Genomic DNA, 18551 nt, shown 5'->3' on the forward strand with positions numbered 1-18551 from the left:
AGTCTTCGAGGGAGGTCAGGCAGCGGTGTTGACGCTCAGGTCGGCGCGGCGCGCGCGGCCGTGGCGCGGCACGCCGCGCATCAGGATGATCAGCAGCGCCGCGCCGATGATGTCGAACGCGCCGAGCGCGCCGAACAGCGGCGTGTAGCCGATCGAATCGGCGAGCGCGCCGACCATCAGCGAGAAGCCGAGGCCGCCGATCCACGCGGCCATGCCCGCGAAGCCGGCGACGGTGCCGACCTCGCCGGGATCGAAGACGTCGGCGGCGAGCGTGTTGACGAGCGCCGAGATCATCTGGTGCGCGAAGCCGCCGACGCAGAAGAGGGCGATCGCCTGGTACGGCGACGCGACGAGACCGATCGACGCCGGGCCGAGCATCATCAGCGCGCCGAGCACCACGCCCGAGATGCGCGACCAGATCAGCGGCACGCGAAAATGCTTCATCAGGAACGGCGACAGATAGCCGCCGAACAGGCCGCCGAGGTCCGCGGCGAGAAACGGCAGCCACGCGAACAGCGCGATTTCCTTCAGATCCATATGACGCTGCGTGGCGAGATAGAGCGGAATCCAGAAGCTGAACGTTTGCCACGCGGGTTCGGCGAAAAAGCGTGCCTGCGCGATCGCCCAGAAACGGCGCGTGCGCAGTACTTCACGCACGCTCGCGCGGCGTGCCGCGGGCGGTGCCTGGCCTTCGACGATCGCCGTGCGCTCGGCGTCACTCACGCGCTTGTGCTCGGTGGGCGAGCGGTACAGCACGAACCATGCGGCGGCCCAGAAGAAGCCGAGCGCGCCGGTCACTGCAAACGCGCTCTGCCAGCCGTAGCGCAGCGACAGGAACACGACGAGGGGCGGCGCGAGCAGCGAGCCGAACGAGGTGCCCGCGTTGAAATAGCCGACCGCGACGGATTTCTCGCGATCAGGAAACCATTCGGCGACGACCTTCATGCCGGCCGGAATCGCGACCGCTTCGGACAGACCCATGAAGCCGCGCAACGCGGCGAGCGAAAACCAGCTGCCCGCGAAGCTATGGAACACGCCGGTCAGCGACCACAGGCACGCAAACAATGCGAAACCGAGGCGCAGACCGATCAGATCGATGATCAGGCCGCAGACGGGCTGCATCACCGTATAGCCGACCTGGAACGCGCCGACCACGTACGAGTACTGCCGCGTGTTCATGTGCAGCAGCTTCATCAGCTCGGGCGCCATCACGCCGAGCGCGTTGCGCGACAGATAGTTGACGATCGTCCCAACGCAAACGAGGGCGATGATCCACCAGCGCAATCCCTTGATCGTTTTCAAAATCAGTCTCCGTGGCGCATTGAGCGGTTGCCTCCGAGGCGGCGCTCGGAAATGCGCGAATTCGAACATTTATTGGTCGTCAATGAAAGTCATCCTACCACTTGGAACCCGGTTAGATATTCGGGAAAACCATAGCACACCCGGTGTTTTTCATTGATTTTTCGAGATAATTTGGTAATCTTTGTCAGAATTTTTGAGAGGTGATCGGATGACTGCGATCCGAAATGCGAGCGTGAATGTTCTTTCGAACATGGAATGTTCGTTTGCGGTAAGTCTGCCAGACCTCAGCCGCCGGCCCCGCCGGAAGCGTTTTTTCACCGCCGTATGGCGGATGTAACCAGACATTACGCCGCAGCCGGTCAGGCGATTTTCAGCATCAGTTATTACAAAGTTGAAATACCCGTGTTGCTGCCTTGCGTTATATTTCCGCCAACAAACATGTTCGTACAAAGGTGATCAATGAAGTCCGTTCGTCTTGTTCCGCTTATGCTCGGGGTGTTCACGTTGGCTGCATCGGGTGCCGCGATGGCCGCGGGGCTCAACGTCGGAGTCAATATCGGCATTCCCGCGCCGGTCTACGTCGCACCGGCTCCGGTCTACGCACCGCCGCCGCCTCCGCCGCCTCCCGTCGTCTATCAGCCGGCTCCCGTGTACTACGGCGGTCCGCAGATCGTGATCGGCTGGCATGGCGACCGGTACTGGGATGGCAGTCGCTACTGGGCGCGCGACGACTGGTATCGCCACCATCCGCCGGGCCACGGCGACTATTGGCGCGGTCACTACGACCAGCATCGCGGCTGGCACTGAGCCGGCACCGCGGCGCGCTAACTGGCTGCTGCGACATCAGAACCGCCCTGCGAGGGCGGTTTTTGTTTTCTGCGCTGAAACATCGATAACTGATGCGTTTCGTCGCAGTCGCCCGCCGGATCGCGCAAGCTAATTGGGTAGAATCCCCCACATCGCCACTGCCCACTTACCAGCACGACTCCATGACAACTGGCTCGCGACGGGTTCAAACGCCTGAGGGACTTCGACACAGCGTGCTCCACGGACCCTTGCGCGCCGCGTTCGCCGTCGCGCTGCTGTGCGCGAGTCTGCTCGCCGCGCCGCATGCGCATGCCGCGCATGCGATCGCGCAGTACGGCGAGCCGAAATATCCAGCCGGCTTCAAACACTTCGACTACGTCAATCCCGATGCGCCGAGAGGCGGCACGCTGGTGCTCGCGAACCCGAGCCGTCTCACGAGCTTCGACAAGTTCAATCCGTTCACGCTGCGCGGCAATGCGGCGCCGGGCCTCGAATTGATGTTCGAGAGCCTGACGATCGGCAGCAGCGACGAAGTCGCGTCGGCTTATGGGCTGCTCGCCGACGACATCGTCGTCGCGCCCGACGGCCTGTCGGTCACGTTCCACATCAATTCGCGCGCGCGCTTTTCGAACGGCGAGCCCGTGACCGCCGACGACGTCAAATTCTCGCTCGATACGCTGAAGAGCCCGCAGGCCGCGCCGCAGTTCGCATCGCTTTTCAGCGAGATCAAGGGCGCGGTCGTCGTCGATCCGGCCACGGTGCGCTTCGAGTTTCGCGAGCGCAATCGCGAGTTGCCGCTGCTCGCGGGCAGCATGCCGGTGTTCTCGCGCAAGTGGGGGTTGAAGCCCGACGGCAGCCGCATTCCGTTCGATCAGCTTGCGTTCGAAAAGCCGATCGGCAGCGGGCCGTATCTGATCGACAGCTTCGACAACGGCCGCACGATCACGTTTAAGCGCGACCCGAACTACTGGGGCGCCGATCTGCCGGTGCGCGTCGGCATGAACAACTTCGATCGCATCGTCTACAAGCTGTATGCGGATAGCACCGCGCGGCTGGAGGCGTTCAAGGCGGGCGAGTACGACGCGCTGGTCGAATACATCGCGCGCAACTGGGTGCGGCGTGACGTCGGCAAGAGGTTCGACAGCGGCGAGTTGATCAAGCGCGAGTTTGCGCAGCACAACGGCACCGGCATGCAGGGCTTTTTCCTGAACACGCGCCGGCCGCTGTTCCAGGACGTGCGGGTGCGCAAGGCGCTCGATCTCGCGCTCGACTTTCAATGGCTGAACCGCCAGCTGTTTTTCAGCCAGTACACGCGCATCGATAGCTATTTCGCCAATACCGGATGGCAGGCGAAGGGGCTGCCGTCGCCCGGCGAGCTCGCGCTGCTCGAGCCGTTTCGCGCCCAGCTCGACCCGGCGGTATTCGGGCCGCTGCCGAAGCAGCCCGATACCGATCCGCCCGGCACGCTGCGCGCGAATCTGCTAGAGGCACGCGATCTGCTGCAGCAGGCCGGCTGGACCTATCGCGACGGCGCGCTGCGCAATGCCGAGGGCGAGCCGTTCCAGTTCGAGATACTCGACGACGCGGGTTCGGCCTCGTCGATGGAGCCGATCATCGCGACTTTCACGCGCAATCTGCAGAAGCTCGGCATTGCTGTGAACTTCCGCACTACCGACTTCGCGGTCTATCAGAAGCGGCTCGACGCATTCGACTTCGACGTGACGACGATTCGGATGCCCGACGTGCAGGTGCCGGGCTCCGAGCAGATCACCCGCTTCGGCAGCAAGGCCGCCGATACCCCCGGCTCGGACAACGCGATCGGCCTGAAGTCGCCGGCCGTCGACGCGGTGTTGAACGCGCTCGTACACGCGCAAACGCGCGAGCAGCTGACCGACGCTGCGCACGCGCTCGACCGTCTGCTGATGCATGGCTACTATGTGGTGCCGCACTGGTACAGCGGCACGCATCGCGTCGCGTACAAGCGCGGACTCGCGTGGCCGAAGACTTTGCCGCTGTACTATGGCGCGGAGGGCTGGATCACGACGATGTGGTGGTACGAAGATCCGCAGGCGCATGCGCACACGGCCAGCGCCGACTGATCCGCAGACCCATCGCCCCCACCAACGCGTTCGCACTGGAACACCGCCTATGTGGAGCTACATCCTCAAACGCCTGCTGCTGATGATCCCGACGCTGCTCGGCGTGCTGACGCTGACCTTCGTCGTGATCCAGTTCGTGCCGGGCGGTCCCGTCGAGCAGATGCAGCACGAGTTGCGCAAGGGCGCGGAGGGCGCCTCGCCGTTCGGGCTGCGTTCGCATAGCGGCGTCGATGCGCAGCAGATCGCGCAACTCAAGCAGCTGTACGGCTTCGACAAGCCGCCGCTCGAACGCTACGGGCTGATGCTCAAGCGCTTCGCGACCTTCGATCTCGGCCAGAGCTATTTCCGGCATCAGAGCGTGTGGTCGCTGATCGTGTCGAAGCTGCCGGTGTCGATCAGCATCGGCCTGTGGACGTTCTTTCTGACCTATCTGATATCGGTGCCGCTCGGCATCGCGAAGGCGGTGCGCAACGGCTCGCACTTCGATATCGCGACGAGCCTCGTCGTGCTGGTCGGCTACGCGATTCCGGGCTTCGTGCTGGGCGTGCTGCTGCTCGTGCTGTTCGGCGGCGGCACCTTCCTGCAGCTGTTTCCGCTGCGCAACCTCACGTCCGACAACTGGGGCCAGCTGAGCCTCATCGGCAAAATCCTCGACTATCTGTGGCATATCACGTTGCCGATCACGGCGTCGGTGGTGGGCAGCTTCGCGGTCGTCACGATGCTGACGAAAAACGCGTTCCTCGACGAAATCCGCAAGCAGTACGTGCTGACCGCGCGCGCAAAGGGTTTGTCCGAGCGGCGCGTGTTGTGGAAGCACGTGTTTCGTAATGCGCTGCTGCCGCTGATCGTCAATTTCCCGGGTGCTTTCATCGGCGCGTTCTTCACCGGCAGCCTGCTGATCGAAACGCTGTTCTCTCTCGACGGGCTCGGCTTGCTGTCGTATGAATCGGTGATGCGGCGCGACTATCCGGTCGTGCTCGGCACGCTGTATCTGTTCACGCTGATCGGCCTCGTCACGCGACTGATCTCCGACCTGTGTTACGTGTGGGTCGATCCCCGCATCCAATTCGAACAACTGGAGCGCTGATGAATCGAGCCCGCCTTTCCGCCGATGCGGCGGCACGCACCGAACCCGCGCGCGCACTGATGTCGCCGTCGCCGGCGCGTCGCGTGTGGCAGCGGTTTCGCCAGCAGCGTCTCGGCTACTGGAGCCTGATCATCTTCGTCGTCGCGTTCGCGGCGAGCCTCGTGGGGCCGCTGTGGTCGAACGACAAGCCGGTCGTCGTGCGCTATGACGGTCATCTGTATTTTCCGCTCGTGAAGACCTACGCCGAGACCACCTTCGGTGGCGACTTCCCGACGCCGACCGATTACCTCGATCCGTACATCCGTCACCGCTTCGACGCTCCGGGCAACTTCGCGCTGTATCCGCCGAATCATTACTACTACGACACGCTCAACTACTTCTCGAAGGCGCCCAACCCGGCGCCGCCGTCGCGCGAAAACTGGCTCGGTACCGACGACCGCGGCCGCGATCTGTTCGCGCGTCTGCTGTACGGCTTTGGCGTGTCGGTCGTGTTCGGCCTCGTGCTGACCGTGATCAGCACGATAGTCGGCATCGTCGCGGGGGCGGTGCAAGGTTACTTCGGAGGGCGAACGGACATCGTCGGGCAGCGCTTGATCGAAGTCTGGAACGCGATGCCTCAGCTTTATCTGCTGATCATCTTTTCGTCGATCTTCGAGCGCAGCTTCGCGCTGCTGATCGTGCTGCTGTCGCTGTTCAACTGGATCGGCCTGTCCGATTACGTGCGCGCCGAATTCCTGCGCAATCGCCAGCAGGACTATGTGCGCGCCGCGCGCGCGATGGGCTTGTCGCATTGGCAGATCATGTGGCGTCACGTGTTGCCGAACAGTCTGACGCCAGTCATCACGTTCCTGCCGTTCAGCATGAGCAGCGCGATTCTCGCGCTGACGAGTCTCGACTTCCTCGGCCTCGGCGTGCCGCCGCCGACGCCGAGCTTGGGCGAATTGCTCGCTCAGGGCAAGGCGAATCTCGACGCATGGTGGATCTCGGTGTCGACCTTCGGCGTGCTGGTGGCGATGCTGTTGCTATTGACCTTCATGGGCGACGCGCTACGCAACGCGCTCGACACGCGTATCTCCGATGCGATACACGCCGGAGGTGGCCAATGAGCGCGCTGCCGCAAATCGAGCCGCCATCGACGGATATGCCGCTGCTCGAACTCGACCATCTGCGCGTTGCGTTCGGCGACACGGTGGCCGTCGACGACGTCACGCTCGCGATCGCGCGCGGCGAGCGCGTCGCGCTCGTCGGCGAGTCGGGTTCGGGCAAGAGCGTGACCGCGCTGTCGGTGCTGCGCCTGCTGAACGACGCGCAGGTGAGCGGCGCGGTCCGCTTCGATGGTGAAGATCTGCTCGCGAAGAGCGAGCGCTCGATGCGCGGCCTGCGCGGCTCGGACATCGCGATGATCTTCCAGGAGCCGATGACCGCGCTCAATCCGCTGTATACGATCGGCGACCAGATTGCCGAGACGATCGTCGTGCATGACGGCGTCAGCGTGGCCGAGGCGTGCCGGCGCGCGGTCGCGTTGCTTGCGCGCACCGGCATCACCGAACCGGAGAAGCGCGTCAACAGCTATCCGCATCAGCTATCGGGCGGCCAGCGGCAGCGCGCGATGATCGCGATGGCGCTCGCCTGCCGGCCGCGCCTGTTGCTCGCCGACGAGCCGACCACTGCGCTCGACGTGACGATTCGCGCGCAGATCGTCGAACTGCTGCTGGAGTTGCAGCGCGACGAAGCGCAAAAGCGCGGCATGGCCGTGCTGCTGATCACGCACGACCTGAACCTGGTGCGTCACTTCGCGCAGCGCGTCGCGGTGATGGAGCGGGGCGTGCTGGTCGAAACCGGCACGGTCGAGCAGGTCTTCGAGGCGCCGCGCCATCCTTATACCCAGCGGCTGCTCGCCAGCCGGCCGCAGCGCGAGGTCGCGCCGGTGCTGCCGATCTCGCCGGTGCTGCTCGAAGCTCGCGACGTGTCGGTCGACTTCAAAACGAAGCTGCCGGGCCTGCGCGGCTGGTTCGGCGCGGGGCGGTTTCGTGCGGTCGACGCGGCGAACGTGTCGGTACGCCAGGGCGAGACGCTCGGGATCGTCGGCGAATCAGGGTCGGGCAAGTCGACACTCGCGATGGCGCTGCTCGGTCTGCAGCGCACCGCGCACGGCGAGATCCAGTTTCAGGGCAGGGCGCTCGCGAGCTATCGCGGCGCCGAAAAGACCGCGCTGCGCTCGAATATGCAGGTTGTCTTTCAAGACCCTTTTAGTTCGCTTTCGCCGCGGCAGACGATCGAGCGGATCGTCGGCGAGGGGCTCGCGCTGCATCGGCCGCAGATGACGCCGCAGGCGCGGCGCGACAAGGTGCTCGCGGTGCTGCGTGAAGTCGGCATCGACCGTACCGCGCTGTATCGCTATCCGCATGAGTTTTCGGGCGGGCAGCGGCAGCGCATCGCGATCGCGCGCGCGCTGGTACTCGAGCCGCGCGTGCTGATCCTCGACGAACCGACCAGCGCGCTCGACGTCTCGATTCAGCAGCAGGTGCTCAAGCTGCTCACCAGTTTGCAGCATAAGTACAACCTCGGCTTCGTGTTCATCAGTCACGATCTGGAGGTGATCGGGGCGATGGCGCACCGCGTCGTGGTGATGCAAAACGGATCGATCGTCGAGACCGGCGAAGTCGAGAAAATTTTTGCGGCACCCGCGCATCCTTACACGCGAAAGCTGCTGAAAGCGGCGCTTGATCGTTGATTTTTCACCGTTTCACCAATTGAGTGCGCGTCGCGATTGATTTTTTCTATTCCTTTTGACACGCAAATACTTACTGGCTAGTATCGACCAAACTTTTTCGTAGACGTCTGATTTTTTGGCAAAAACTACCGACCAATGCAGCACAGAAACTTCACCCAGGCTTGCACGCGCGTCGTCGCCGGGATGTTCATTGGCGTCTTGATGGCAGCAGCTCCCGGCGCATTCGCCGATGAAGTAAGCGGTTTTAATCAGAATGCCTCGTATCCGACCACCAACGGCTCGGATCCTCTCTCCCTCCTCACTCCGCAACCCAAGGCTGCTAGCACCGAGAGCAGCGGCGCCAAATCATTCCTTTCCGGTATGGCCGGCAAAGCGGGTGACGTGGTGGTCGGCGCGCTGAACATGATCGGCGTTCGCTACCGTTGGGGCGGCAATACACCAGATTCAGGGCTTGATTGCAGCGGTTTCGTGCGCTACGTGTTCCAGGACACGCTCGGCCTCGCGCTGCCGCGTCGTGCCGAGGAAATGAGCCGGATGGGCGAGAAGGTGCGCGTCAGCGACCTGAAGCCGGGCGATCTGGTGTTCTTCAATACGATGCGCCGCACGTTCTCGCACGTCGGCATCTATATCGGCGACAACAAGTTCGTGCACTCGCCGTCCACTGGCAGCACGATCCGCGTCGACGACATGGATGACGGCTACTGGGAAAAGCGCTTCACGGGTGCGCGTCGGATCGAGACCTCGTATCAGGCCGACGATCTGCGCAAGCGCGTGACCGCGACGATCAGCGGAAATAACTGATTCCGCGCTGAGTCCGGCGATAAAAAAGCCTGCTTCTTTCGAAGCAGGCTTTTTGCATTTGATGCGCGAATTTTGCCCTGGTGGCGCACGGCGACCGTGCGCCACGAGGTTTTCAGGCGCCCATGCGCCGCGCGGCGAGCTTGCGCTGCAATTCCGGCATCATCTTCGCGACCGCTTCCTCGCCGGCGAGGATCGCCGCGTTGCGCTGTGAGAAATCACTGCCGCTCATCGCCGCGAGATTCGGCCGGATCACCACGTCGGCGTACTTGTCGAGCTCGTAGGCCTTGATCGTCTGGCCCATGATCGTGAAGGTCTGCATCAGCACGTCGAACGAGCTCGTGGTGAGGCCGGTCTCCGGCCGCTGCGAGATATCGACGGCGATGACGAAATCCCCGCCCATCTTGCGCGCGAACGACGCCGGTACGGGGCTCACGAGACCCCCATCCACATACTCGTGGCCGCCGATCTTCACCGGCTCGAAAATCGACGGCACGCTGCACGACGCGCGCACCGCGGTGCCGGTGTTGCCGCGCTGGAACAGGATCGGCTGGCCGGTTTGCAGCTCGGTCGCGACTACGCCGAGAGGCCTCGCCATCTTCTCGATCGGGCGGTTGTTCAGCGTCGTGTTCAGGTAGTTCTGCAGCGCGACGCCCTGCAGGAAGCCGCGCGTACGAAACGGCATCGCCCAGTCGCTGATCGACGCTTCGTCCATCGACAGCGCGAGCTTGTTCAGCGCGAAACCGTTCATACCCGACGCGTACAGCGCGCCGACCACGGAGCCGGCGCTCGTGCCGGCGATCAGGTCGATCTGAATATTGCGCGCCTCGAGCGCCTTGATCACGCCGATGTGCGCAAAGCCGCGCGCGGCGCCGCCGCCGAGAGCGAGCGCGACGCGAACCGGTTTCTGTTGCGCTTTTTCAGGCGGCGCAACGGTGGGCGTCGCGGTGATGGGCGCGCCATTGAGTTTGCCGTTGGTCGTGGTGCAGGCGGCAAGCACCGCGGATGCGGCCGCCAGCGAAAAGCTGCGGCGGCTCAAACTTGGGGATGAGGGTTTCAACGAGTTCTCCAGCTGCGGCGCGGGCGACGCAGGCGGCGTCGCGCGTACCGCGATCAGGCTGAGGTCAGGCCAGGCGTATCGCCGGCGGCGATTCCGCGCGCTGGAGAGTGTCCCGTTCCTATCGGATCGATGTGCGGGGCAAGCCCTTATATCAGCGCGCGCACATCTTAATGCAAACGATCAGCGCGCGCGGTCCGCTGTAATGAAACGTTGCAGAGGAAGTATTCGGAACTGGGGCCGCGTCTTTTCAAGATGAGTTCGGTGAGCGGAGGGAAGGTGCCTGCGCAGGTGTCCGGACGCCGTTCGCCCATGCGCCTTAGGCCGTTCGGACGAGGGCGGCAACCCGCGGGCGGAAGGTATAATTCGCCTCTTGCATCTATTTCCCTCGTGGCCGTGCGCGACATCGCGCGCAGCATGGGCACGCTTCGCTGCCGCGCTTCGCAGCCATGTTCGCTCGAGCGCCGGCGCCTGTTTTCCGAGTAACCGCTAATGACCACCTCCGTTCGTACCCGATTCGCACCGAGTCCCACCGGCTTCATCCACCTGGGCAACATCCGCTCCGCGCTGTATCCGTGGGCGTTCGCGCGCAAGATGAAAGGGACCTTCGTGCTGCGGGTCGAGGACACCGACGTCGAGCGCTCCACGACCGAATCGGTCGACGCGATTCTCGAGGGCATGGCATGGCTTGGTCTCGATTTCGACGAAGGCCCGTTCTACCAGATGCAGCGCATGGACCGTTACCGCGAAGTGCTGAAGCAGATGCAGGACGCCGGGCTCGTCTACCCGTGCTACATGTCGACCGAAGAGCTCGACGCGCTGCGCGAGCGTCAGCGCGAAGCGGGTGAAAAGCCGCGCTACGATGGCACGTGGCGTCCGGAGCCGGGCAAGGTCCTGCCGGAGCCGCCCGCGGGCGTGACGCCGGTGCTGCGCTTTCGTAATCCGCTGACCGGCGTGGTCGCGTGGGACGACGCGGTGAAAGGCCGCATCGAAATCTCGAACGAAGAACTCGACGACCTCGTGATCGCCCGTCCGGACGGCACGCCGACGTATAACTTCTGCGTCGTCGTCGACGATCTCGACATGCGCATCACTCACGTGATCCGCGGCGACGACCACGTCAACAACACGCCGCGGCAGATCAACATTCTGCGCGCGCTCGGCGGCGAGCCGCCGGTGTATGCACATCTGCCGACCGTGCTGAACGAGCAGGGCGAGAAGATGAGCAAGCGCCACGGCGCGATGAGCGTGATGGGTTATCGCGATGCAGGGTATCTGCCGGAAGCGGTCGTCAACTATCTGGCGCGCCTCGGCTGGTCGCATGGCGACGCGGAGATTTTCACGCGCGAGCAGTTCGTCGAGTGGTTCGATCTCGAGCACCTCGGCAAGTCGCCGGCGCAGTACGACCATGACAAGCTGAACTGGCTCAACGCGCACTACATCAAGGAAGCCGACAACGCACGCCTCGCCGAACTGGCGATACCGTTCTTCGCGGAGCTCGGCATCGACGAAGCCACACTCGCGCAAGGTCCGGATTTGACGGGCGTAGTGGGCCTGATGAAGGATCGTGCGTCGACAGTGAAGGAAATTGCGCAGAACTCCGCGATGTTCTATCGCACGCCGGCACCCGATGCCGAGTCGCTTGCACAGCACGTGACCGACGCGGTTCGTCCGGCGCTCGCTGATCTGGCCGCTGCATTGAAGACGGTCGAATGGACCAAGGAGGCGATCGCCGCCGCGCTGAAGGCTACGCTCGGCGCGCACAAGCTGAAGATGCCGCAGCTCGCGATGCCGGTGCGTTTGCTGGTGGCGGGTACGACGCATACTCCGTCGATCGATAGCGTGCTGATGCTGTTCGGTCGCGACGTCGTCGTTGGCCGTATCGAAACAGCGCTTGGCTGATCAGCTGCGGGCGTGCGTGACAGGGTTTCGCACGCCTTCGGAAAAATCGCATGTAATTGCTCAAAGGGTATTTACAAACCGCAGATCGCCCTCTAGAATCTCGTTTCTCTGATGTGCGCGGGGGTATAGCTCAGCTGGGAGAGCGCTTGCATGGCATGCAAGAGGTCAGCGGTTCGATCCCGCTTACCTCCACCAACACAGCAGAGAGAAGTTAAAGTGGTTAAGAAGTCTGAAAGTTGTAGAAAAAAAGACTTCACAAATCGCTGAAACGTAGTTAAAATATCGGTCTTCGCAGTTGACGTTGAAAAGCTCGGCGAATTAACTGAAAAGTTAGGGCGAGCTAAATAAGTCGAAAGCGAATTAAGACGGATCTGAAAAGATTTTGTCCCCTTCGTCTAGAGGCCTAGGACATCACCCTTTCACGGTGAGTACAGGGGTTCGAATCCCCTAGGGGACGCCAAACATCAGCGTCGCTTTAGTATTCGAGTAGTAGTAAAGCAGCGCAGCTTGCAGAGAATTAACCGACGCTCGCAAGCAGGGTGTAAAGACTGGAGTGGTAGTTCAGTCGGTTAGAATACCGGCCTGTCACGCCGGGGGTCGCGGGTTCGAGTCCCGTCCACTCCGCCAGACAAAGCCCGTTCACACATACCTGAACGGGCTTTTTCATTAAAGGTGTAAGCAGTACGTTGTCCCCTTCGTCTAGAGGCCTAGGACATCACCCTTTCACGGTGAGTACAGGGGTTCGAATCCCCTAGGGGACGCCAGAACATCGGCGTCGTTCGGTTGGAAGTTTGAACGGTGCAGCAGGCTGTGAGCATGGCTCGCAGACTGCGATGCAAAATCTGGAGCGGTAGTTCAGTTGGTTAGAATACCGGCCTGTCACGCCGGGGGTCGCGGGTTCGAGCCCCGTCCGCTCCGCCAGATTTGAGAAAGCCCACTTCACAAGAAGTGGGCTTTTTTTATTTCGGCTGCCCGTGGCCGGCCGCCTCGCGGAAAGCTCGGGACAAACAGCCATTGCCAGCGCGCGCGGCCTGTTTTACCGTTGATCCGACTCATCCTCGCGGTCCTGCCATGTTCGATCCAACCGAAGCCCCGTCACCGTTTCATCTGCGCACGGCAAGCATGGACGATTTCGAGTTTGCCGAGGCGCTGACCCGCAACAACATGGGGGGCTACTATCGCCGGCATCATCTGGTCTGGCGCAGCGATCTGTTTCTCGGCAGTTGGCGGGAATCGGAGAATTTCATTCTCGAAGTGGATAGCGTGCCGATGGGCGTGCTGCGTATCACCGAGGAGGGTGATTCGCTGCATATCCGCGACGTGCAGATTGCCGAAGGATATCGGCGGCTTGGCGCCGGTACGTTTCTTCTCGACATCTCGCATCAATGGGCGCGCGAGCGGGGGCTGCGCGAGTTGCAGTTGCGCGTGTTCGTCGATAATCCGGCTGCGCGGCTCTATCAGCGCAAGGGCTATAAGCTCGCCGGGCCGCGGCTCGCGCAGCTAGGCGCAATCCGTCATCTGGCGCGGCGGGTTTGAGGCCAGGTCTGCGTGGTTCGCCGACTCGCACCGCCACGCATCGACGTTCACCGCTCGGCAACATCAGCCGAACCGGCTTGATCCTGTGCCGTTTCATCATCCGCTTGCGCATCATCATGCTCGCCGTTGCTTGCGCGATGCTCGGCGCCTCGGTCGATAAACGCGCGTGGACTCGCGCCGAACGCGCGCCGGAACATCGCGGAGAAGGCGCTTTGGCTCTGATAGCCCAGTTCCTGCGCGACATGCGACAGCGGCCGTCCCTGGCTCAACAAGGGAATGGCGCGCGCGAGGATCGCCTGCTGACGCCACTGCGAAAAACTCACCCCCAGCTCCTGACGAAACAGCCGCGCGATCGTCCGCGTGCTCGCGCCGACCGTCGACGCCCACTGTTCGAGCGGCTCGCCATGCATCGGGTCGGCGATCACGGCCTCGCACAGCGCGCGCAGGCGCTTTTCGCTGGGCATCGGCACGGACAGCGGCAACGGCTCGGAGCGCGTCAGTTCATCGAGGGCGAGCGCGCCGAGCAATTGCTCGCGTGCGGCGGACAGGCCAGGCGTATCGAGCGCGGCAATCACCTCGCGCAACAGGTTCGATACTTCGACGACGCGCGGCGTATCGAGCCCGGCCGGCACCGTACTCTCGGTGATGTACAGCGTGCGCAGGAACGCATCCTCGACGGCGACCACTTCGTGCGTGACATGCGGCGGCAACCAGATCGCGCGCGATGGCGGCACCATCCACGTCGTGCCCGTTGTCGCGACGCGCAGCACGCCGCGCGACGCATACGCGACCTGCGCCCATGCATGCGTATGACGCGCGATATGCCAGCCCGCCGGCATCGGCCGCGAGCGCACGCGGATCGGATGCGTGTCGTTCGGCGCAAACTCGGGCGGTATGTCGGCGAAACGCACGCGGCTCAACGGGTTGGACTCGGCGGACGAGGGCATGGCAAGGTCGGTTCGGATAACGGAGCCGGCAACGGCGAAGCGCGGTCGAGGCCATTCACCGGCGCGGGTTCCAAGCATTGTAGATCGTGCCTGGTTGCTGATGCCGTCGGGCCACCGTTGCATAATGTCCCGATGGCCCCCGAGCCACCAATCTCACCTCTGACCACGGAGACTCAACGACGATGCAGACCGTCTTTGTCTATGGCACGCTGCGTGCCGGTGAAACCAACGACATCAGCGAAGCCGCCGCGCGCAACGACCTCCCCGCGCCAAGCCTGCTCGGCAGCACCACGGTGCGCGGCCATCTGTTCGATTTTGGCGACTATCCGGGTCTCGTCGTCGACGAAGCGGGCGTCGACGTGGTCGGCGACGTCTATGAAATCGACGATGCGCTCGTCGCGGTGCTCGACGAAATCGAAGCCGTATATCCGGGTGTCGACGAGCGTTTTCTGGCCCGCGAGGTGATGGTCAAAGTAGACGGAAACGTCGTGAACTGCCGCTTCTATCCGGTTGTGCCGAACGCGGTAAAAGGGCTGCCCGAAATCCGTTCGGGAGACTGGGTCAAACATCGGCGCACGCGCTGAGCCGGTGCGCGCAAGCGGCCAATAGAGCAGCGCGCCACGTATGTCCGCGGCGCGCCGTCATTCAAGCTGATGCGATCGCCTGGCTCGAGCAGGCACGAGGCGCCCGAGCCCGCGTCATCGACACCATCAAATCTCTTCGTAAAGCGGCAGCGTCAGAAAATCGGTGAACTGCTCCGCGGTCGACATCTGCTCGAAGATCTGCGCGGCGCGCTCATACGGCTTCGTATCTCCGCCCACCGTCTGTTTGACCTTGTCGAGTTCCTGCCCCGCGAGCGCGCGCACCAGTTCGACCGTCACCTTGCGGCCGTCATCGAGCTTGCCCTTCGGCGAGCGGATCCACTGCCATACCTGCGAACGCGAAATCTCGGCGGTGGCCGCGTCTTCCATCAGGTTGTGAATCGGCACGCAGCCATTGCCCGCGAGCCACGAACCGAGGTAGTGGATGCCGACGTTGATGTTGTTGCGCAAGCCCGCTTCGGTGATCGGCGTTTCCGGGCGGAAGTCGAGCAGATCGGTCGCGGTCACGAGCACGTCGACGCGCTGCTTGTCGATCTGGTTCGGCCGGTCGCCGAGCACCTTGACGAACTCTTCCATCGCGACCGGCACGAGACCCGGATGCGCGACCCAGCCGCCGTCGTAGCCATCGCCGGCGTCGCGCGCCTTGTCCGAGCGCACGCCGGCCATCGCCTTGTCGTTCGCGGCCGCATCGTTCTTGATCGGAATCAGCGCGCTCATGCCGCCGATCGCCGGCGCGTTGCGGCGATGGCAGGTCTTCAGCAACAGCAGCGCATACGCCCGCATGAACGGCGAGGTCATCGTGATCTGCGAGCGATCGGCGAGGCAGAAGTCGCGGTCGCTCTTGAACTTCTTGATCGCGGAGAAGATGTAGTCCCAGCGGCCCGCGTTCAGGCCCGAGCTATGTTCGCGCAGCTCGTACAGAATTTCGTCCATTTCGAACGCGGCGACGATCGTCTCGATCAGCACCGTCGCGCGAATCGTGCCACGCGGCACGCCAACGGCTTCCTGCGCGGCGACGAAGATGTCGTTCCACAGGCGCGCTTCGAGATGGCTCTCCATCTTCGGCAGATAGAAGTACGGGCCCGAGCCGCGCGCGATCAGCTCCTTCGCGTTGTGCACCATGTACAGCGCGAAATCGAAGATGCCGCCCGACACGCGCTTGCCGTCGACCTTCACGTGCTTCTCGTCGAGATGCCAGCCGCGCGGACGCACGATCAGCGTCGCGGTCTTGTCGTTGAGCCGGTACGACTTGCCGTTCTGTTCGAGCGAGATCGTGCGGCGCACCGCGTCCTTCAGATTGATATGACCGGTGATCTGGTTGTCCCAGCTCGGCGCATTCGAATCCTCGAAGTCGGTCATGTAGGAGTCCGCGCCCGAATTGAGCGCGTTGATGATCATCTTGCGCTCGACAGGTCCGGTGATCTCGACGCGCCGGCACTGCAGATCCTGCGGCAGCGGCGCGATCTTCCAGTCGCCTTCGCGCACGCTCTTCGTCGCGGCGAGAAAGTCGGGACGCTCGCCCGCGTCGAGCCGCTTCGCACGTTCGACGCGCGCCTGCAGCAACTGCTGACGACGCGGCTCGAACGTACGGTGCAAGGCCGCGACGAGTTCCAGCGCTTCGCGGGTGAGGATCGCTTCAAAGCCGGGCTTGATGTCGCCGGTGATTTCCATGCCTTGCGGCAACGACAGCGGATTAGCCATCTTTTCTCCTTGGTCGGTCAGATTGCAAAAGTGCGAAGGTTGAAAACGGGAGTGGGTTCCCGAAAGCGAGGGGACGTCATACGCGCGGGCTGGCGCGCTTGCGGCCGCCACTGCCATGAGTTTTGGGTTGACGGCCGCCGCCCGAGCGCGACGACGTCGAGAGCGTCTGCAGAAAGCCCAGCAGATCGTTCATGCCGCCGCCGGTGCCATGCGGGCTCACGCCAAGCTCTTCGACGGGCAGGTTCTGCCGGTTCAGCCAGAACGTCGTGAAGCCGAACCACGTCGCGCCCGCGACGTCCCAGCCGTTCGCCGACACGAACACGATCTCGCGCGCGGCCACGCCGAACGCATCGGGGCCGAGCGCATACGCGGCGGGCGCGGGTTTGTACGCGCGCACCGCATCGACCGACAGCACATGATCGAAGAGGGCGCTCATGCCGGCGCTCTTGACCGCGATGTCGAGCATTTGCGGATTGCCGTTGGACAGAATCGCGAGCCCGAGTCTGAGCCCGACACGCGGCGCGCCAGCGGGCTCGCGCAACGTGCGCAGCACCGGCACCGCGTCGGGAAACGCCGACAGGCACGCGTATTCGTCCATCAGACGCTTTTCGGCCGAGCGGCCGAGCGTGAGCTGCAGTCTTTTCGCGGCGAAGCGCAGTGCGTCGAGCGTGATGTCCCAGAACGGGCGGTAGTGTTCGCCGGGGGCGTCGCTGCGCGCGGCGAGCGTGCGCAGCTGCGTGTATTCGATCTGCTTCTGGCGCCAAAGCTGCGACAGCGCGTCGCCGTGTCCGGGGAATAGTTGCTCCGCGGCGGCGATCACCGAATGCACGTCGAACAACGTGCCGTAGGCGTCGAAAATCACTGCTCGCGGGGAAGGTGTCGTTGTGGCCGACATTGCCATGCGCTCCTGTCAGAGGTCGGGATCGATTGTATTGGTGACCTTAGGTGCTAAAAAATAGGCTAAAAATCACTTGATCTTTTACTTTTATGTACCTAATCTCGCACACAACCCTCACTCTTGCGCCGATTTCATTGGTTCGCACGGCGCGCATCGTTCATGGACCGTTTCAAGCAGATCGAGACCTTCGCCACCGTCGCGGCCAAAGGCAGCCTGTCCGCGGCGGCGCTCGCCGAGGGCGTCGCTCCCGCGATCATCGGCCGGCGCATCGACGCGCTCGAGGAGCGCCTCGGCGTCAAGCTGCTGGTGCGCACGACGCGCAAGATCACGCTGACCTTCGAAGGCTCGGCCTTTCTCGAAGACTGCCAGCGCATCCTTCACGACATGCAGAACGCCGAGGCGAGCGTGTCGGCGGGCGGCGTCAAGGCGAGCGGCCATCTGCGGCTGTCGGCGCCGGCCGGCTTCGGGCGCCGGCACGTGGCGCCACTGGTGCCCGCATTCACTGTCGCGCATCCGGACGTGTCGATCACGCTCGATCTGTCCGATCGTCTCGTCGATCTCGTCAACGAGGGCTTCGATTGCGCTGTGCGGCTCGGCGAGTTGCCCGATTCGTCGCTGGTGTCGCTGAAGCTCGCCGAAAACCGCCGCGTGTGCGTCGCGTCGCCCGCGTATCTGAATCGGCGCGGCGCGCCGCACAGCCTCGCCGAGCTCGCGCGCCACAACTGCCTCGCGCTCGGCGCGAGCGCGAACCAGCAGCGCGGCTGGATGTTCCAGCACGACGGCAAGGTCGTGTCGATCAAGGTGTCCGGCACGATGGAATGCTCGGACGGCGCGGTGCTGCATGAATGGTGTCTCGCCGGACACGGACTGGCGTGGCGCTCGTGGTGGGAAGTCGGCGCGGACCTCGCGGCGGGACGCCTCGTCACGGTGCTCGACGAATTCGCCGCGCCGCCGATCGGCATCCACGCGGTGTTCCCGCAGCGCCGTCATCTGCCGCTGCGGGTGCGGCTGTTTCTGGACTTTCTCAAGCATACGTACGGCGAACCCGGTTACTGGGACTGACGCGCCAATCTCCAGACGG

General features: G+C 63.5%; 15 protein-coding genes and 5 tRNA genes. 15 read left to right on the forward strand and 5 right to left on the reverse strand.

Going from position 1 to position 18551, the window contains the following annotated elements:
* Positions 1-15 precede the first annotated feature (15 nt).
* The gene (locus tag AB3X94_RS02190; RefSeq protein WP_176108248.1) at positions 16-1302 is read right to left on the reverse strand and encodes an MFS transporter; all 1287 of its coding nucleotides are present in this window, start codon (positions 1300-1302) and stop codon (positions 16-18) included.
* Between the two features lie 459 nt (positions 1303-1761).
* Between AB3X94_RS02190 and AB3X94_RS02195 the strand changes: the two genes are divergently transcribed.
* From AB3X94_RS02195 to AB3X94_RS02220, 6 genes are all read left to right on the forward strand, one after another.
* On the forward strand, positions 1762-2109 hold the full coding sequence (locus AB3X94_RS02195) for a hypothetical protein (protein ID WP_176108249.1): 348 nt from the start codon (positions 1762-1764) through the stop codon (positions 2107-2109).
* 182 nt (positions 2110-2291) lie between these two features.
* Complete coding sequence (locus AB3X94_RS02200) at positions 2292-4208, forward strand: extracellular solute-binding protein (RefSeq protein ID WP_368610688.1); 1917 nt, start codon at positions 2292-2294, stop codon at positions 4206-4208.
* Positions 4209-4257: 49 nt separating this feature from the next.
* Positions 4258-5295, forward strand: coding sequence for a microcin C ABC transporter permease YejB (locus AB3X94_RS02205; protein ID WP_176108251.1), 1038 nt, complete (start codon positions 4258-4260; stop codon positions 5293-5295).
* Entirely contained in the window at positions 5295-6401 is a 1107-nt protein-coding gene (locus tag AB3X94_RS02210; protein ID WP_176108252.1) for an ABC transporter permease, read from the forward strand. The genes AB3X94_RS02205 and AB3X94_RS02210 overlap by 1 nt, the downstream gene beginning before the upstream one ends.
* The gene (locus tag AB3X94_RS02215; protein WP_368610689.1) at positions 6398-8029 is read left to right on the forward strand and encodes an ABC transporter ATP-binding protein; all 1632 of its coding nucleotides are present in this window, start codon (positions 6398-6400) and stop codon (positions 8027-8029) included. The genes AB3X94_RS02210 and AB3X94_RS02215 overlap by 4 nt, the downstream gene beginning before the upstream one ends.
* 135 nt (positions 8030-8164) lie before the next feature.
* Positions 8165-8830, forward strand: coding sequence for a C40 family peptidase (locus AB3X94_RS02220; RefSeq protein ID WP_176108254.1), 666 nt, complete (start codon positions 8165-8167; stop codon positions 8828-8830).
* Between the two features lie 112 nt (positions 8831-8942).
* Here the strand turns inward: AB3X94_RS02220 and AB3X94_RS02225 are convergent, their stop codons facing one another.
* Complete coding sequence (locus AB3X94_RS02225) at positions 8943-9944, reverse strand: patatin-like phospholipase family protein (protein ID WP_368610781.1); 1002 nt, start codon at positions 9942-9944, stop codon at positions 8943-8945.
* Positions 9945-10376: 432 nt separating this feature from the next.
* Between AB3X94_RS02225 and gltX the strand changes: the two genes are divergently transcribed.
* The 7 genes from gltX (at position 10377) to AB3X94_RS02260 (ending at position 13322) form a co-directional block, all read left to right on the forward strand.
* Positions 10377-11786, forward strand: a complete 1410-nt coding sequence (gene gltX, locus AB3X94_RS02230) for a glutamate--tRNA ligase (protein WP_176108256.1) — start codon at positions 10377-10379, stop codon at positions 11784-11786.
* A gap of 119 nt (positions 11787-11905) precedes the next feature.
* Positions 11906-11981: transfer RNA gene (locus AB3X94_RS02235), tRNA-Ala, on the forward strand.
* A 189-nt stretch (positions 11982-12170) separates the two neighbouring features.
* Positions 12171-12246: transfer RNA gene (locus tag AB3X94_RS02240), tRNA-Glu, on the forward strand.
* Between the two features lie 90 nt (positions 12247-12336).
* Positions 12337-12413: transfer RNA gene (locus AB3X94_RS02245), tRNA-Asp, on the forward strand.
* A 61-nt stretch (positions 12414-12474) separates the two neighbouring features.
* Positions 12475-12550 (forward strand) — tRNA-Glu (locus AB3X94_RS02250).
* 80 nt (positions 12551-12630) lie between these two features.
* Positions 12631-12707, forward strand: a tRNA-Asp gene (locus AB3X94_RS02255).
* A gap of 150 nt (positions 12708-12857) precedes the next feature.
* On the forward strand, positions 12858-13322 hold the full coding sequence (locus tag AB3X94_RS02260) for a GNAT family N-acetyltransferase (RefSeq protein ID WP_176108257.1): 465 nt from the start codon (positions 12858-12860) through the stop codon (positions 13320-13322).
* Between the two features lie 47 nt (positions 13323-13369).
* Here the strand turns inward: AB3X94_RS02260 and AB3X94_RS02265 are convergent, their stop codons facing one another.
* Positions 13370-14269 carry a helix-turn-helix domain-containing protein gene (locus AB3X94_RS02265; protein WP_176108258.1) on the reverse strand — a complete coding sequence of 300 codons (900 nt, stop codon included), beginning with the start codon at positions 14267-14269 and terminating at the stop codon, positions 13370-13372.
* 182 nt (positions 14270-14451) lie between these two features.
* Between AB3X94_RS02265 and AB3X94_RS02270 the strand changes: the two genes are divergently transcribed.
* Positions 14452-14853: a gamma-glutamylcyclotransferase gene (locus AB3X94_RS02270; RefSeq protein WP_176108259.1), complete on the forward strand. Its 402-nt coding sequence runs from the start codon at positions 14452-14454 to the stop codon at positions 14851-14853.
* 126 nt (positions 14854-14979) lie between these two features.
* Here AB3X94_RS02270 and aceB read toward each other — a convergent pair whose 3' ends face one another.
* Both aceB and AB3X94_RS02280 read right to left on the reverse strand, forming a co-directional pair.
* Entirely contained in the window at positions 14980-16572 is a 1593-nt protein-coding gene (gene aceB / locus AB3X94_RS02275) for a malate synthase A (RefSeq protein ID WP_184228358.1), read from the reverse strand.
* Positions 16573-16648: 76 nt separating this feature from the next.
* A complete protein-coding gene (locus AB3X94_RS02280) occupies positions 16649-17467 on the reverse strand; it encodes a haloacid dehalogenase type II (protein WP_176108261.1) in 819 nt (272 codons plus the stop codon).
* A 162-nt stretch (positions 17468-17629) separates the two neighbouring features.
* On the opposite strand from AB3X94_RS02280, the gene AB3X94_RS02285 reads away from it, so the two are divergent.
* On the forward strand, positions 17630-18532 hold the full coding sequence (locus AB3X94_RS02285) for a LysR family transcriptional regulator (RefSeq protein WP_176108262.1): 903 nt from the start codon (positions 17630-17632) through the stop codon (positions 18530-18532).
* The last annotated feature ends 19 nt before the right edge of the window (positions 18533-18551 follow it).

Origin of the sequence: Paraburkholderia sp. BR10923 (genome assembly GCF_040948765.1) — a bacterium.
GTDB classification, from domain to species: domain Bacteria; phylum Pseudomonadota; class Gammaproteobacteria; order Burkholderiales; family Burkholderiaceae; genus Paraburkholderia; species Paraburkholderia youngii.